Below are 16354 nucleotides of genomic sequence, written 5' to 3'. Positions count from 1 at the left end.
GAGGATTGAACGTGTGCGCGACGCTGAAAAACCACCATCTGGCCCGGTCCATAGCCGATATGAGCAGCATTTGCGAATTTCGGCGGCCACTGGAATACAAGGCCGAGCGGCGCGGTGGCTTGGTGATGGTGGCCGACCGTTGGTTTCCCTCGAGCGAGACGTCCAGAAATCTTCTGGCGTATGGCTTGTCCCGCCTCAATGGCTCTACGGCAAGTTCCGCCGGATGCGAAGTCTGTGGAGAGGACGTCAGCTTTCCAGCGGCTTAGGAAGGTGAGGAGGTCTGATAGAACGGGTTCCCTCTGCATTGCCTAAGACGCCCATATCCTCAACAGCCCCCGTGTGGGGGCGAGTATATGAAATACGAACGCTGATATGTGATAAGCAAGCCGACGGCCGGAGAACAAAGCGGGCACCGACTTGCTTCATTGCGTCATTGCTGGGGCGGATCAAGGGGTTTGGATGCGCCTTGCATTTCGGCCTTGAGTTTGGCGAGTTCATTTTGCACATCACTGCTTGTCTTGGCTTGATCCAGCTGTTGGCGAATGGTATCTCCGTTAGAGGCGCCGGGCAAGGCTTGAAAATCTGGTGATGCGTCCAGTTCGTCAATCGCTGATGCTTTAGCCTGCATCGCAGCAATTTTGTCCTGTGCCCGTTGCAGTGCACCCGAAATGTCCTCGGCGTGTTGGGTAATGCCCGTCACTGTTTCGCCGACTTGCACTTCAGCCTTAGCCGCCGAATATTGGGCCTTCATCACTTCTTTTTGGGTACGGAAGCTCTCAATTTGGCTTTCTAGTTTTTGCTGAGCTTGCGTGAGCTTATCTTGCTCGGCTTGCGTTTGCTGAATATGGGTTTGGAGGTCGGCAATTTGTTGATCCATCGTGCTCTTCATCGATAGGGCTTGCGTCGCTAAATCATCGCGCCCCGCTTGCACGGCGTCACGAGCATCTTGCGCATATTGGTTGGATTTTTGCTGCAAAGTAGCCACTTGCATTTCCAGCTGTTTTTTTGCGGTGGCAACCTGAAGAATATGGCTCCGTGTCTCTTGTAGGGCCTCTTGCATCTTTTGAAACGAGTAATCTAAGGTTTCGGTTGGATCTTCGACGGCGTCGAGCGCTTTGTTAGCCTTGGCGCCTAAGATGGTCTTGACTCGTTCTAGCAAACCTGCCATGCGCTGATTCCCCCTGACTTGTGATTATCCTCAGTATAGTCCTTCTGCCCGGGTTCGGGTGGTTGTTAACTGGCATTGTGCAAATATTGCCGGTCACAGAAGACAATGATGGCCTCCTTATAGGCTTTACGTAGGTCTTGGGCTTTACTATTCTTGGCGTAGGGCGTCGATGGGATTCAAAGACGCGGCGTGGGAGGCAGGAATCGCACCGGCAATGATAGCAACCCCACCGCCAAACGCAAGACCCATGATGATGAGCCATACGGGTAATGCAAAAATCGTGTCGCCAGCCGCGGCATGTGAGACAAATCCGTTGATGAGAAGGCCCACGCCAGATCCGATGGCGAGGCCGGCGACAGCCCCCATCAGACCAATGGCTAAGGCTTCGAGTAAAAATAAGCGGGAAATGTCCCGGCGCCTGGCACCCACGGCGCGCAAGACCCCAATTTCACGGCGTCGCTCGAGAACCGACATACTCATGACGACCCCGATCATAAGGCCGGCCACCACCAAGGCAATGCCACCCACCGCGCCTAGGCCCAGCTCGATGAGACGAAAGCTCTTGTTAATCGATTGCAGAGCGTCTGATAGAGTGGTCGTGCTATAGCCCATTTTCGTGATGCGTGAAGACAGGCCATTGACCGCCGAAAGGTTATGCGCTAACACGGTAGCGCCTGGGTAGGTGACATAAGCCGTTGAGGAAAATTGCCCCATCCACCCTAGTGCGGTGGGATACGGGACATAGCCCAAACCCGTGTTAACCAAACCGGTAACAGTCATGGAAATAGTGCCGACGGGATGCGCTGGTCCGCTAAGACCCCCGCCCGAAAATAGCCCGCCACTGACCGTTTCCAGATGTAATTGCACCCTATGTCCGATCAGGCGCTGGATGTCGGGATGTTTGCCACCTAGCAGCGCTTTGGCAACGCTAACGGGTAAGAGAATATCAGCGGGACGCGAACTCACGCGACCGGCTGAGACTTTGGGTAAAATCCCGTTGACGGACCATAACGGTGTGGGTGGCAAGGGCAGCAGAGCAGTGGTCGTCGCACGATTTCGCCACGTTACTCCGCTCAAAAAGGTCATATTCGCATAGGCTCCGCGGGAACCTGGGAGATGGGCGAAGGTGAGCAATGTCCGAGACGTAATGGGCTGGGAGTGTCCCACAACGGCTTGGGGCCCAAATAGGCCGTTGTCCGTGGTTTGGCTTTGGGGAGAGACGTTAATGGCTGTCAAGGGCCCTAATGATACGACGGAACCGACTACGTGGGATTTCAATCCACTGCCCAATCCCATGAGCAGAATCATGGCCGCCACACCAATGGCGATACCGAGACCCGTCAAAATGCCCCGAGATAATCGGCGGGCGAGAGAATGCCATGCCATCCGCCACAGAGCGGGCCATTTCACATGCCTCAAGGGCGTGTCAAGCGGTGTCACGGCAGTCAGGGCCATTGGGGCGGTTTCCTCCTGTTTAAGGTCGCCATGCAATACCCCGTCGCGAATTCTTAGGACCCTGTCGGCGCGGGCGGCAAATTCCTCGTTATGAGTGACAATGACGACACTGTGGCCATCCTCATGGGCTAACGCAATCAACAACCGAATAATATCTTCGCCACTCGCTGAATCTAGGTTGCCCGTGGGCTCATCCGCGAGGATTAAAGGGGGATTGGCGGCTAAGGCACGGGCTATCGCCACACGTTGAGCTTGGCCGCCCGACAATTGACCGGGGTAATGGTTGGCACGGGTTTCAAGGCCCACGCGCTTCAGGAGTTCCAAAGCCCGCGCACGGCGGGCTGTCGTAGGGACGCCAGCCAGCAACAAGGGCAACTCGACATTTTCCAATGCGGTCATACTGGCAATTAAGTGAAAGGCTTGAAACACGAAGCCTACGGTTTCTCGGCGATATTGGGCTAATTGATCAGAGCTCCACGTACTAATATCTTGGCCAAACACGTCCACATGGCCCTCGGATGGACGGTCCATGCCCCCTAAAATATGCAGCAACGTAGATTTCCCGCCGCCCGATGGCCCTAAAATCACGGTTACGGTGCCCGGGGCGAGTTCAAACGAGACATCAAGAAGTGCCACCACGTCTTCAGTGCCGCGTTGATAATGTTTGCTCACATGGTGCAAGGCCAAGACCGGAAGAGTTGCCATGGGCTCAGATGGCATTGCGATCACGGTCCTTTTTCAGTACGAGGCCGCCAATCGATCCTGCGAGGAGGGTCAAACAACCGTAAATCAGCACCGAGACTATCCAGTCCGTGAGATGCGCCGCGGGGGAATTGGCGAGCGTAACAAATTGGTGCAGGGCTTGAGATGACATCGGATGATTGTGCAGTTCACGTTTCACATCACGCGGCGTGAGCTTGACAAAGAAAGGACTCAGCCCGGTAAAGAATCCGTAGATCGCCCCGGTTGCTGACGCAAACCAACCAGGATGCCCGTGGTGCTCTTTGGCATACTGTCCTGCGATAAAGGCGACCACTAAAATCAAAAAGTCCAGAAGATAACTAAACACCAAATTGTGAAACGGGGCAATTAAGGCAATCAGAAACTGCACGAGCCCCAAAAATAGCGCAGCCAGCAAGTACTGCCAAAACGGCCGATTCGTCATCGTCATCCGTCCTTTCAAAGCGAATGGTTGAGGAGTACGCGGTAGCGGTCAATGTAATGCAACACCGTTGACGCGAGAGCCGCGTGCGACCACGTGAGCGGCGAAACCGAGAGGGGTTCGCCTGTCTGAGGATGCAGTTGTTCGGGCAATGCCCCGCTGGGCAAGGCATGATCCGCCACCCATAACAGCGTTTGACGTGCCGGGGCGAGATCGGAGAGTGCTTGGGCTTTGGCAATCTTCCAATCGGCTACCCACAGGGTGGAGATAAACCAAGGGTTGATATCGGCATTGCTAAAGCGAAAATAGGAATCGTCTTCATAACGCCCGATCCCTCCTACATCGGTGGCTACTGTGAGCGTCTCTTCAACGGCTTGCATGGTGCGGACCACGCGCTCATCATCTGGGGGCAAGACCTCAAATGCCCACAGCGCGAAGACACTACTATCAATCGTTTTGTCTTGGTGCCAGCGGCCATTCTCCTGGATGAGTCCCCGGACAAAAATACCACGTTCGGCATCGTAAAGCTTGGTCATAATTCCGTGGTGAATAGCCGCCGCGGTTTTCCGGTAACGTTCGCTTAAGTAGTCATTGCCATAGAGGTGAAAGAAGTTGGCTGCAGCCATCAACCCGCCATAGACGGCACAACTCGTAAAGGTAAAGATCCCGTAGCGTTCTTCCCACAAATCATAGCTGGGCTTGGGCAAGCTTAATGTGTTGTCAATGTACTGGGCGAGAAAGGCCGCTGCTGGGCGAATTAAGGTGTCGTAGACAGATTGGGGAAACTCAATTTCTTGGTGGTGGGTAAAATCGCGCCATAAGGCCATCAAGGTGAGTCCGGTTTCATCTTCTTGAATGGGCAGGCGCCGTTCATTGCGGACGATATAAGGATGCCAGCTAGAGCCGGGAGTGCCGTCAGGATTGTATTTATGGCGCAAATATCCTTGTTCTGTCAAAGCCTCTGCGCAAAACCGAAAAAACGGCCGCACCATACCGTGATAACCAGCCTCCGACATGGTCATAGCAGCTAAAGCGCCGTCACGCGGCCATACGTAATTGTAATGGTCGCGGTTGTATTGCAAGATGTCGGAATCTAATGCCGCGACAATAGCCCCATTAGCGTCCGCATGCGCCCGAACCATAAGAAGACTCGTGTAGAATAGGTTTTGTACAGATTCTGGCAAATCAGCAAACCAGGTGGCCGATTTGTCGGCCCAGCGCTGCCAGTAGACCGTCACCCGGTCTAATAATAGATTCGGTCCGCTATCTTTCACGTAGTCATCGAGGTCACTCACTTCTTGCAAATTGCTCCCGATGGTCATCCAGTAATTCAACGTCTGGGACTCATGCGGCTTTAGGAACATACGAAAGCTGATGACACTGTCTACCGAGCCTTGGGCAATGGGATTTTCCATTAATTCGCCATCCTCCGCATCCCGCCAGGTCCCCTCGCTATGATTGAAGCGTTTCACTCCGGTCGAATATTGAAAAAGCCGCGAGCCTTCGGTTGAACCGTTAAACAAAAAGTACACATTGCGTTTGTAATGATAGATGACGTGCCGCTCGGGGTCATAGACGGCGGTATCACCCACCTCCGTTTCACTAATCATCAGGTCGTTGTTGAAAAAGATACGCACTTCCCGGGCCACATCTGCGGTATTGGTAATCGTCATCCGTTTAAGATAGATGTTCAACCGCTGATGAACGGCATCCTCCGACGTGATGGACAGTTCCAAATCGGGATGTTCGGCGAGGACCCGGGTGACCAATGATTTTTCATGATAGCCGATGTCGAACGTCCACGCCGGATCGCGGAACCAGGAAAATTGGCCGTCCACCCATAGCCCAATCGCGCAGCGATGACCGCCCACATGATTCAGTTCTCCCACAAAAGGGTAATAGATATCTCTAATTTGTGCTGTGTCATCAAATCCAATGGCAATATGTCCATTGCCAATAACAAGGTGCCGTGGCATCGTCTGTAATCCCGTCCTTTGTAAGGGCAAATCGTTAAGAGGAGGTTCGCGGTGCCCCGGAAGTTGAAAAGTGGTGGCCGCATCCGTCCTTCATCCCTTTATCCCGCAGAATAACGATGTTGGAGAGATTGCGCAAGTTTCCTACGCGAAATGCATGCAACCATGGGTGGCCTGCCTGGTTGATGAACGGCGAAGACAAGGCATGCCGTTCTTGGGCTGTCGGAGGCACAAAAACGCAGGCAACGTCTAAGAGATACCTGGAACTCAAGGGCTGGGGGACTCGCTGGCTCCGTTAGACTTCTTGCGTACCGACCTTGGTCCCCAAAGCTCACGCTTATACTTTTTTAATATGCTGCTCGCTTGGATAGAGCGGTTGGTCAGCTCCCATCATTGTATGATATTCCTAGATAGTCGCGATCGTCTTAGCGAAGAGAAAGTAAAGGGGGTCAAGGGAATTGATAGCAACACGATTGACACACGAATGGACGGTGCGATATCCCCTTGTTTGTGCGCCAATGCTTGGTGTCTCAGGAGGAAAACTCGCGGCCGCTGTGCACCGTGGGGGAGGCCTAGGCTTTATTGCGGTAGGGCCGATTAATGACGGGGATTGGTTAGCGCATGAGGCACAGACGGTGCCTACCGGAACTCCTTTTGGGGTCGGGCTTATTGCCTGGGATTTGTTGCGGCGACCTGAATTGTTAGATCAAGTCATTCGAGTCCAGCCTTCTGTGATCTCCATATCGTTTGGCTCTGTCGCTCCATATGTAAAGAAAATTCATGAACACGGGATTCGCATTGTCACACAGGTGAATACGGTGGACGAGGGTCTAAAAGCTCAAGATGAGGGGGTTGACGCTGTTGTCGTACAAGGCTGTGAAGCAGGCGGACATACCGGCCGAGCGCCCTTGTGGCCTGTACTCCAAGCGTTGGTCGGGCAAATCGAGGTACCGCTTTTAGCGGCGGGAGGCATTGCCACCCCGCAAGGGGTGGCTGCTGCGCTCATGGGGGGCGCTGACGGTGTCTGGGTGGGGACGCGCTTTATGGCCAGTTACGAATCCTTATTACCTGAGTCTGTTATTCACCGCATATGCCAAGCGGGGACAACCACAACGATCTTGACCAGCCTGTTTGACAATGTCCTTAATGTGCCGTGGCCTGCCCGTTATCCGGGCCGTGTGCTGCCCAATATCTTCACGGACCAGTGGCTAAACCGTCCCTTAACAAATCAAGCGCGCACTCAACTGCAAGAAGGCATCACAAACAAAGACCCCGAGCTTATGCCTGTCTATGCAGGCATGGGCGTAGGGTTTGTCACGCACCGCGAACGGGCCGCGGATATCGTGCGGGACTTGATGGAGGGTGCATGCACTTGGTGGAAAACACGTCAGACGCTCTTCACGGTAGGGGAGTAAAAAAACGGGCTCACGCCCGCTCTTTTACTCCCTTTAGGTTACAGTGTCGCGGGGGGTTCTGGCGTTGTCGCGGTTTGACGCTTGGTGAGTTCGGCTTGAATCATGTCGATAGCATCATTTAAGGTGTCTCGCCGGGCCGTGAGACGCCGCATCATCGAACGGAGCGTAAAATCATCCAACTTTGCGAGCGTGTCATGAGAAAAATTGGAGAACGGAACAAAGCGATGCAGCAAGTCCTGAATTCCTGCATCCAAGCGGTCGAAGTCAAAAACTGTGTCGTCGTTGAATGTGAACTTCATCGCTGTGACCCTCCTTTAGTCGCTTGCCTCTCACATCAAATATTGTACCACGCAAGGCATGAGAGAACGGTGAAAAAGTGAGCCGGGCCCGACAAAGCTGTAGACGTTACCACAGATGCGTGAAAAGGTTGCGCGGATCCGCCATATGCACAAGGCGTTCTTGAATGGCTGTCAGCCCACTATCTAGCGGCTCATTGACCTGCCATCCGTGAGAATCTAGGGACCGAAAAAACTGAAATGGCTCGGGCTTGACGGTGCTGATCCAGCCACTGCCGTCGGGTTGATGATACAACAGCGGCGCTGTGAGAGGACTTGGTAAACGACCGACCCCAAAATAGTGCGTGCCGCCTTCTTGTTGACGGGTGCGCTCTTGTGAGGTGTACCATCGCCGGATATCGCTTAAGGCCGAGACGCCGTCCGCATCGATGGGAACAATCCCAAAGTCTTTGAGTATGTGGCGAATGGCTACCACCTTGCGATCGAGGTCAGGTCCTTGCACCATGATGTGCCCTTGATTTTGGGCCATCCACAGACCTTGAGGGCCTAGCGCCATCATGTTGAGAGCGTCGACCAAGGCCATTAGCTGATCAGACGTCATCATGTCCACAGGAAAGCTCAAGTGGACCGGCCGCGTCGCCCAAGGAACCAAGCGCAGAGTGGCATCGACAATCAGGCCCAAACGGCCTAAAGAACCCAAATATAACTTGGGCATATCCAGTCCCGCCACATTCTTCATCACACTCCGTCCGTAGCGCAAGAGGCGTCCTTGGCCGTCAATGACGCTCACGCCTAACACCCAATTTTTCAAAGGGCCATAGCCCATATGCAGCATGTTGGGCCAGCCTTCGCTTAACAGCGCGGCTAAAGAACGGTGTGGCCCTAGTGTCTTGACCGGAAAATCCAAGTCATGGTGGTGAAGAAATGTTTCGATCTCCGACACGTCTAGACCGCCTTGAATGCGAATGGTCATATTGTCCGCGTCAAAGTCTAAGATGCGGTTTAACCCTTCGAGGGACAGATTGGCCGTTCTAGCCGAGTGGGTGCCCATATAAATGGAGTGATGGTTATGGTAGCACGACCGCACAAAGTCGATTAATTCCGGCTCGGACTGCGGCCGATATAAACCGGGAGACGACGGTTCAACCGCTAACGATCCAGGGTCTGAAGCTTGTGGGATGACGGGATATACGGCTTTGCCGGGATTTAAAATCCCATCAGGATCAAAGGCGGAGCGGACCGCGGCCATGACAGCTCGTTCGTCTTCGTTAAACATCAAAGGCAATGACGGCAATTTATCAATACCAACACCATGTTCGCCGGTTATGGAGCCGCCGAGTTCGGCGGCCTTTTTCAAGATGGCGGCATCTGCGCGCTTCATCCGGGCGACTTCATCCGCATCGTCCGGATTAAACGGAATCAGGGGGTGCAGATTGCCATCGCCGGCATGGGCGACCGTATTAATAGGAATCTGTTCTTGGGCGCTAATGGTCAAAACATACGCCATCATTTCGGCCAGGCGTGGGCGTGGAACCGTGACATCTTGCACCCATAAATGGGGACTCAGTCGCGCGGCGGCGCCATAGGCAGCGCGGCGCGCAGCCATTAAAGCGTCAGCCTGAGCAGGGCTTTGGGCTACGGTGACAGGACTGGCCCCCAACAAGCCCAACAGCTCATGCAGACGACTGAGCTGATCGCGAACACCTTCTAAGGTCCCATCTACTTCAATCAGGAGCACCGCTTCACAATCTGGGTATCCTGCATCGATGAACGGGCGCACGGTGTCAAGGGTAGCTTTGTCTAATAGCTCCAACGTGGAAGGGAGCAATTGGGCCTGAATAATGGCAGAGACCGCCGTTACCGCTTCGGGCAGACCATCAAATCCTGCTAATAACGTGCCCACCGCCGGCGGCTTGGGTAAGATGCCCAAGGTCAATTCCGTGAACAAAGCCAAGGTGCCTTCTGACCCCGTGAGAATGCCAGGCCAATCGATCAGAGTAGGCTCAGCGGGACAGGTCGCCATCTGTCCATTGGCTAAAATAACTTTCAGCGCGCGCACGTAATGACTCGTCGTCCCGTATTTCACGCAGTGGGGACCGCCAGATCCTTCGGCGACATTGCCGCCCAGACTCGAGATGCGGTGCGACGCCGGATCAGGCGGAAAAAAGAAGGCGTGGGGGGCTAAATGCGCTTGGAGGGTCGCATTAATGACGCCCGGTTCGACGGTTACCTCCCGGGCAGCCAGGTCGACCCTTAGAATGCGGGTCATGCCGGCTAGACTGACGACTAAACCGCCTAGAATAGGAAGCGTGCCGCCGCTAAGATTGCTTCCCGAGCCGCGCGCAATGAGGGGGACATGGTACGTGGCACAAAGGGCCACGGCTTGTTGCACAAGCTCTGGCGTATTCGCAATGACACCGGCGTCTGGCCAATGGCGCTCACTGGTGGCATCATAGGAGTAGACTAATAACTCATCGTCTTGCACAAGAGCATTGGCTCCAAAGGTCTCTTTTAAAGCCTGACGAAAGGCCCCAAGACGGGTAGCATCAGCTCTGGGCAGGACTACAGGCAAAGGATGCGGGGGCGAATAGGCTAAGGGCTTGCTAATGGGGTGTCATTCCTTTCTGATTACAGTGTCCATGACCGAAGAGGGTCGTCCGCATTGTGGGACGTGTCTCGGAATTTTTTATAATAATCTTATCACGTAGAAAAATTCTACAGAGGGAGTTGATAAAGACTTTTCGCCTCAACGGACAAGCCAATGCGGAATGAAAAACGTGGTAATATAAAAATCTCTGTGGTCGTCTGATACGCAACAAAATAGGAGGGGTATCTATGCCAGCTCGTGAACCGGAAAATATTATGGTGTTGCCACGACTGCGTGAACCGGACGCAGCCTTGCGGGATAAAAATGTCGTGGTCGTGAGCCATGCGCCGCGCCAGCTGGAAGGGGCGGGGTTCCCTGTGCGTCGTCCGTTTCCCAGCCAGGCGATTTCTTGGACCATGAGCGATCCGTTTTTGTTGCTGGATCATATGGGGGCTGTGGAATATGCCCCAGGCGAAGCGAAAGGCGCGCCGTGGCATCCTCACCGTGGTTTTGAAACTGTGACCTACATGATGGATGGTGCGTTTCGCCACCGCGATTCGAACGGGGGAGGGGGGCTGATTACGAATGGCGATACCCAGTGGATGACCGCGGGGGCAGGCATTTTGCATGACGAAATGCCGCCGGACGAGTTGGTCCGAACGGGAGGCTTATTTCATGGGGTGCAGCTATGGGTAAACCTGCCCCGACGCCTGAAAATGACCCCGCCACGGTATCAAAGTATTTCAGCGGACAAGGTTTTGCTCTTAGCATCGAGTGATGGAACCGCGATTATTCGCCTGATTGCCGGCTCGTTAGGCTCCTTTCAAGGCCCTGGCGTGACTTGGACGCCCATTACGGTCGCACATGTCAGTGTGACGGCCAATGCCCAGTTTCGCACGACATGGCCTGCGTCGTATAACGCCATGGCCTACATTTTAGCCGGGCAAGGGCGGGTCGGAGCCGATGACGCACCCGTTGCTGAAGGGGATGGGATTGTCTTTGGACCCGGTGATACGGTGCGCATTCGCGCCAATGCGCAGCAAGATGCTCCAACGCCGCGTCTAGAGCTCTTATTGCTTGGGGGAGAGCCCATTCGTGAACCCATCTTTTCCTACGGGCCGTTTGTCATGAATACCCGATCCGAAATATTACAAGCGATTGAGGACTTTCAATCCGGGCGCATGGGCCACATTCCTGCGTCGCAATTGTTCGGAGACTAAAACCATCGCGGTTGAAAAGCCACCAGGGCGTTTTTTAGGTCTTGCTGCACAACGCTAGGGGGATAGCGAGCAGGTTCCTTGGGACCAACGAAACGCCCATAAAACACGCCGGCGGTTTGTAGAGGTAGATCTATAGGCGTGGGGGCATCTGGGGGCTGCCAGGAGCTCATCCACTGCGCGTAGCCAATACCGGGAAATGTGCAGTGGATGACGGTGCGACCGTCTTTTGCTGGGTACCAACGCCGTTGACTTCGTGCGGTCGCTTCCCATAAAGAAGGCAGGACCCGGCTGACGGTGTTGGCTGTCACCTCTGGATCTTCTTCCCAATGCAGCAAAATCAATAGCAAACTAATCCATGGGCGCTGATCGTCGAGACGGCGCAGGCGACTGGCCACATGCCGAAGCTTGAGGCTTTGGGCCCCCACCGCCGTGACGTGCGAAGTCTTGGCACCGGGGTGGGACGCTAACCAATGGGCCAGCTCTTCATATTGGATGAGACGCATGGGGCGATATGTGCTTCCATGCGGATTTGGCACAGTTCTCACTTCCAGGAGGCCTTGTGTCACAAGTTGGTTGACTAACTGTAAAGAACAGTGCGCCAGGTCCGCCGCGTGCGCGAAGGTCACCCATGTCTCACGGGGCTGCTCCACGACTCATGCCTCCTTACACTGCACTAATAGGAGTACCATGTTGTCGCCATCGTAGCCGCCGCGACAGGGTTAGCATACGACGGGATGCGAGTGTCAATATGCATAAGATAGCGGCCGTCGATCCAGTCGATATGCGTGACGGCTGTGTCCGCTAAAAGAGGAGCAGGGTGGATGAGGTCCACCATGATGAGCCCTGTATAGGGGGGCAGATAATGCGCATGAAGATATCGTACCAAGTCATAAGCGATGTTTTGTTCATAGCGCGGGCTACCTCCCGTAATTTCTAACGTCCAATCCCCTTCATTCCAGATCAACTTGGCATTATTAAACGTATGACCGAACCCATAGGCAGTGGCCATCAGGGCCGCATGCGGAGGGCCCACCACTAAGGTTTCTTTGCCCGTCGCATTAATAATTCCTTGGCGGGCGTTCCATAAAGGGTTGAATTGGCGCAAGGTGGTTTCATCCAAGGCATTAGTGCCGACAACATTGCTTGACAACTCTCTAATCCCAAAGGACCCCACAAAAGGCGTACGGGATAAGACCTGGGAAATCTCTGGGCTATTGACGGGCTCGTTTTCGGTCGTGTCGCGCAGGTGCACGGTCCAATGATTACGTCCGACGACGGTTTGGGCGGTGAGAAATCCCATCCCCATAGTCGGAGCATAAGCGGCTGTAGGGATAATTCGCGGACCGGCCAACGGCAATACCGTATGGCCTTGGATGGCAGCAAGTGCCTGTTGGACAACGGGATTAAAAGGCGACGCAGTTGCCGCATCCAAAGACGTGGGTGATGGTACCGTCGTTGTCACTGTGGCGTGCGAGATCGGTGTTACCGTAGGCTGCGCGGGGCGCGCCGTGGCCGACTCGGGTTGATTCGTCGTTTGCACCGGGTCTAACGAGGGCGCTGCTGATACCTGGCTAACGTGAACAGAATGAGAGACAGGAGGGGACGCAGGCTTCGGGGGTGTTGGACTGACAGCACTGAATTGGCCGCAGCCCCCTAACAAGAGCACGGATAGGACACTGCTAGCCCAAAGGACGAAACGGCGGTTCATGTGTTTTTGCCTCCTCAGTTCTCTGTCAGCCATAACGCTTCTCATCTCTTTTAGGTTACATCCAAGTGTTGTTGCCGTGTCAAGCAGTATTCTCCATGGCGACATGGTCCATGCTTGCAAAATTTTGGACGCGTTGACATGACTAGTCATTACAAAGAGATGGTCCATAGGTAAAATAAAAAGGAATGGAGGCGATGGCGTGTTCGTAACGGCAGGAAATATCACGCTCGCGGTCGATGTGGTAGGAGATGGCCCACGACCCATGGTCTTTCTTCATGGGTGGCTCATGTCTAAGGAGAGTTGGGCGCCATTGCTGCCCCATCTTTCATGGCACGATTACCGCGCATATTTAGTGGATGTACGCGGATTTGGCGCAAGTGCTAAACCCCCGTCAGGTTATGCGATCGAAGACTATGCGCGGGATACGATTCGACTCATTCGGCGATTAAACATTGCCCCCGTGGTTCTTGTGGGCCACTCTTTTGGCGGGGCCGGCTCATTATTTGTCGCGGCCAAACTGCGTCATTACCTGGATGCGCTTATTGTCATGGATACGTTTCCAGGGGGAGCCGCCCCTTCGAGTGCAGGACGGACCCGCCATCATCTCGAACGGGTGCAGCAGCTCTTGAATCGTACCCCGGAATCCAAGCGAATGCAGGTACTGAATCGCATTTGGCTGCAGGCCTTCTATCAAAAGCCTGATGACAGGGCTATGGTGTTGCAAGATCAAGCTTCCCGCGCCATTTTACCCCACGTCCTCGAGCAAACCATTCATACCAACCTCACCACCGATATCGAACGGCTATTGCCGCATATTCAGTGTCCGACGTTAGTTATTCGGGGCAAGTATGACCGCATGTTAGCGCCAGGAGACGATCCGCTCAAAAAAATCCCTCACGCCGAATTTGCCATCATTCCCGATGCCGGACACTACCCCATGATTGAGCAGCCTAAGTTGGTGAGCGCAGCGATGGAGAATTTTTTGCAACGCCACTCCCAGCGAGTCGACAAGCCTTGGCGTTAAGTCTTAGGAGAACCTCACCTTGTTGGACTGTGGTTTGGGATGGCATTGATCGACGGCACATATGGATAAGGCGCCCGAGTGGAGTCCGCGCTTAACCCCTCAATAGATGCAAAATTCCCCAATCTCCGATTCTGCAGAAGCCAAATAGTCTTTGTGGGTTGGCACCCCACGGTCTTTCGAAACCGGCCACCGGCCGGACCCAGTGACATTCCTGACATGTACAAGTCAATGAATCCCATCGAAACTTCGGGCACACGGCTGATCTCTCCATGCTAAGGAGACCAGCCGTTTGGCATGGAAATAATTTTTTACGGCATTTTTACGGTTTTTTTACTAGAAAGCCCTGAGGCGCGGTCTTATATTGGGTAGCGCACGTGGAACAACGTGAAGAGCTTAGTATCCGAATAAACGGTCTGAAAAACGGTGGCAGGAAATGGAGGTTAAACGTGGCAACCCTGGGATTAGGACTGCTTTTTGTGGGGTTATATCTCGGAACCATTGGGCTGATGTATTGGTTTCGGAAATTATGAGGGAGACGGTGTGTGATGGGACATTGGGCGCTGCTGATTCTTTCGATGGTGATTATGGTGTATCTAGTCTACGTGATTATCCATCCGGAAAAATTCTAAGGACGGGAGGAAGACGACCGTGACAGTCAGCACGATGGTAGTATGGGGAGTGGTCATTGGAGGATTGCTTCTGTCCTTAAAACCTTTAGGGACCTATATGTATAAAGTTTTTACGTTTCAACCCACGTTATTCGATCGACCGCTTAAACCGTTGGAAAATGTGATCTTCCGCCTCATCCATGTCAGTCGGGATAGTGAGATGACGGCGTTAGAATACGGGGTCTCGTTTGTGTTGATGAATATGCTTTGGGCATTGATGGCCTACACTTTATTGAGAGTTCAAGGACTGTTGCCCTTCAACCCCCAACACTTTCCCAATCTCAATGCCCCACTCGCCTTCAATACCTCAGCCAGCTTTACCACCAACACAAACTGGCAAGCCTATAGCGGGGAAAATACCCTCTCCTATTTTTCTCAATTTGCCGTGTTGGAATTTTTGCAGTTTGTGACGCCTGCGAGTGGCGGTGCCGTGGGACTGGCTTTTATCCGCGGGATTACCGGCCGCAAATTGGGAAACTTCTTTGTCGACTTGACGCTGCTCTTAACGCGGGTGTTACTGCCGTTGGCTTTGATTTTTGGGGTGGCCTTTGTCGCAGCAGGTGTACCGGATACCTTGGGACCATATCTGCACCTTCACACCTTAACGGGTCAAACCCAAATTGTTCCGCGTGGGCCGATTGCCGGCTGGGAAGCGATCGAGCATTTGGGGCAAAACGGAGGCGGATTTACGAACGCCAATAGTGCCAACCCCCTTGAGAACCCCTCGGCATTGACCAATGTCCTACAAAGCATTGCCATGGGTCTCGTCCCGGTAGCGTTTTTCTACATGTTCGGCTTGTTCGCAGGAAAGAGGCGTCTCGCCTGGACCCTGATTGCTGTCGCTGGTACCCTGTTTTTGGCGATGTTGGCGATGATTTATTTTCCCGAAGCTTCAGGAAATCCCGTAATCAATCTTCTAGGGTTGTCCGGCCATGGCAATTATGTCGGTACCGAATTACAACAAGGCATCGGAGGAACTTCAATCTTTGAGACCGCTTCAAACGCCTTTACGACGGGTTCCGTGTCAGCCGCCAATGACAGTTTTTTGCCTATCCCCAGTTTAGCCTTATTTCTCGGGATGTTTCTCAACATGGTTTTTGGGGGTAAAGGAGTCGGGCTCCTCAACATGCTCATGTTCGTTTTACTCACTATTTTTCTAATGGGGCTGATGGTGGGCCGTACCCCGGAATTCCTAGGCAAGAAAATTGAAGCAAAAGAAATTTCGCTGACGGCCATCGCATTCTTGCTCCATCCCTTGCTGATTTTGGTGGGCTCAGCGATAGCGGTCGCGACGCCATCAGGAATGGCAGGCGTATTCAATCCCGGTCCACAAGGGCTGTCTGAAATTCTTTATGCCTTTACATCGGGGGCGGCAAACAATGGGTCTGCCTTGGGGGGATTGGGCGCATCCCTACCGTTCTACGAAATTGCGATTGGTGTTGTGATGATTCTTGGACGCTATGCATCGGTGGTGTTGATGCTGTTAGTGGCGGAGTCGTTATGGCAGAAGAAAGCGGTTCCGGAAACATCCGGGACTATGCACACCGATACCCCGTTATTTGCAAGCATTCTGTTAGGGGCGATTATTGTTCTCAATGCCCTCACCTTCTTTCCAATAATGGCGCTCGGCCCGCTCGCTGAACATTACCTACTGGTGGCCCACCATGTTTTTTCCTAG

At 53.7% G+C, this 16354-nt stretch carries 13 protein-coding genes; 5 read left to right on the top strand and 8 right to left on the bottom strand.

The features are described 5' to 3' along the window. Nucleotides 1-430 precede the first annotated feature (430 nt). From CO251_RS16115 to CO251_RS16100, 4 genes are all read right to left on the bottom strand, one after another. Nucleotides 431-1168 (bottom strand): PspA/IM30 family protein, encoded by a 738-nt coding sequence (locus CO251_RS16115; RefSeq protein WP_103376837.1) that lies wholly within the window; start codon nucleotides 1166-1168, stop codon nucleotides 431-433. Between the two features lie 147 nt (nucleotides 1169-1315). Next, complete coding sequence (locus CO251_RS16110; RefSeq protein ID WP_173677125.1) at nucleotides 1316-3343, bottom strand: ATP-binding cassette domain-containing protein; 2028 nt, start codon at nucleotides 3341-3343, stop codon at nucleotides 1316-1318. Further along, a complete protein-coding gene (locus tag CO251_RS16105; RefSeq protein ID WP_103376835.1) occupies nucleotides 3333-3788 on the bottom strand; it encodes a hypothetical protein in 456 nt (151 codons plus the stop codon). Before CO251_RS16105 ends, CO251_RS16110 begins: the two co-directional genes overlap by 11 nt. A 14-nt stretch (nucleotides 3789-3802) precedes the next feature. After that, entirely contained in the window at nucleotides 3803-5761 is a 1959-nt protein-coding gene (locus CO251_RS16100) for a glycoside hydrolase family 15 protein (protein ID WP_103376834.1), read from the bottom strand. Between the two features lie 455 nt (nucleotides 5762-6216). On the opposite strand from CO251_RS16100, the gene CO251_RS16095 reads away from it, so the two are divergent. Continuing rightward, nucleotides 6217-7173 (top strand): nitronate monooxygenase family protein, encoded by a 957-nt coding sequence (locus CO251_RS16095; protein WP_103376833.1) that lies wholly within the window; start codon nucleotides 6217-6219, stop codon nucleotides 7171-7173. 38 nt (nucleotides 7174-7211) lie between these two features. Here the strand turns inward: CO251_RS16095 and CO251_RS16090 are convergent, their stop codons facing one another. Continuing rightward, nucleotides 7212-7472, bottom strand: coding sequence for a hypothetical protein (locus tag CO251_RS16090; RefSeq protein WP_103376832.1), 261 nt, complete (start codon nucleotides 7470-7472; stop codon nucleotides 7212-7214). Between the two features lie 106 nt (nucleotides 7473-7578). Continuing rightward, nucleotides 7579-9954, bottom strand: coding sequence for an FAD-binding oxidoreductase (locus CO251_RS16085; RefSeq protein ID WP_146039120.1), 2376 nt, complete (start codon nucleotides 9952-9954; stop codon nucleotides 7579-7581). 350 nt (nucleotides 9955-10304) lie between these two features. Here CO251_RS16085 and CO251_RS16080 point away from each other — a divergent pair, with 350 nt between their 5' ends. Further along, entirely contained in the window at nucleotides 10305-11276 is a 972-nt protein-coding gene (locus tag CO251_RS16080) for a pirin family protein (RefSeq protein WP_103376830.1), read from the top strand. Here CO251_RS16080 and CO251_RS16075 read toward each other — a convergent pair. After that, the gene (locus CO251_RS16075; RefSeq protein ID WP_103376829.1) at nucleotides 11273-11926 is read right to left on the bottom strand and encodes a hypothetical protein; all 654 of its coding nucleotides are present in this window, start codon (nucleotides 11924-11926) and stop codon (nucleotides 11273-11275) included. The genes CO251_RS16080 and CO251_RS16075 overlap by 4 nt on opposite strands. A 23-nt stretch (nucleotides 11927-11949) precedes the next feature. Continuing rightward, nucleotides 11950-12984, bottom strand: coding sequence for a hypothetical protein (locus tag CO251_RS16070; protein WP_103376828.1), 1035 nt, complete (start codon nucleotides 12982-12984; stop codon nucleotides 11950-11952). Between the two features lie 199 nt (nucleotides 12985-13183). Here CO251_RS16070 and CO251_RS16065 point away from each other — a divergent pair, with 199 nt between their 5' ends. The 3 genes from CO251_RS16065 to kdpA all read left to right on the top strand — a co-directional run bounded on the left by CO251_RS16065 (nucleotide 13184) and on the right by kdpA (nucleotide 16354). After that, nucleotides 13184-14008: an alpha/beta fold hydrolase gene (locus CO251_RS16065; RefSeq protein ID WP_103376827.1), complete on the top strand. Its 825-nt coding sequence runs from the start codon at nucleotides 13184-13186 to the stop codon at nucleotides 14006-14008. A 545-nt stretch (nucleotides 14009-14553) separates the two neighbouring features. Then, on the top strand, nucleotides 14554-14637 hold the full coding sequence (kdpF, locus tag CO251_RS18130) for a K(+)-transporting ATPase subunit F (protein ID WP_103376826.1): 84 nt from the start codon (nucleotides 14554-14556) through the stop codon (nucleotides 14635-14637). A gap of 19 nt (nucleotides 14638-14656) precedes the next feature. Next, the gene (gene kdpA / locus CO251_RS16055) at nucleotides 14657-16354 is read left to right on the top strand and encodes a potassium-transporting ATPase subunit KdpA (protein WP_103376825.1); all 1698 of its coding nucleotides are present in this window, start codon (nucleotides 14657-14659) and stop codon (nucleotides 16352-16354) included.

This window comes from Sulfobacillus sp. hq2, from assembly GCF_002903155.1.
Classification (GTDB): domain Bacteria; phylum Bacillota; class Sulfobacillia; order Sulfobacillales; family Sulfobacillaceae; genus Sulfobacillus; species Sulfobacillus thermotolerans.
This window is presented reverse-complemented; position numbering and strand designations above follow the sequence as displayed.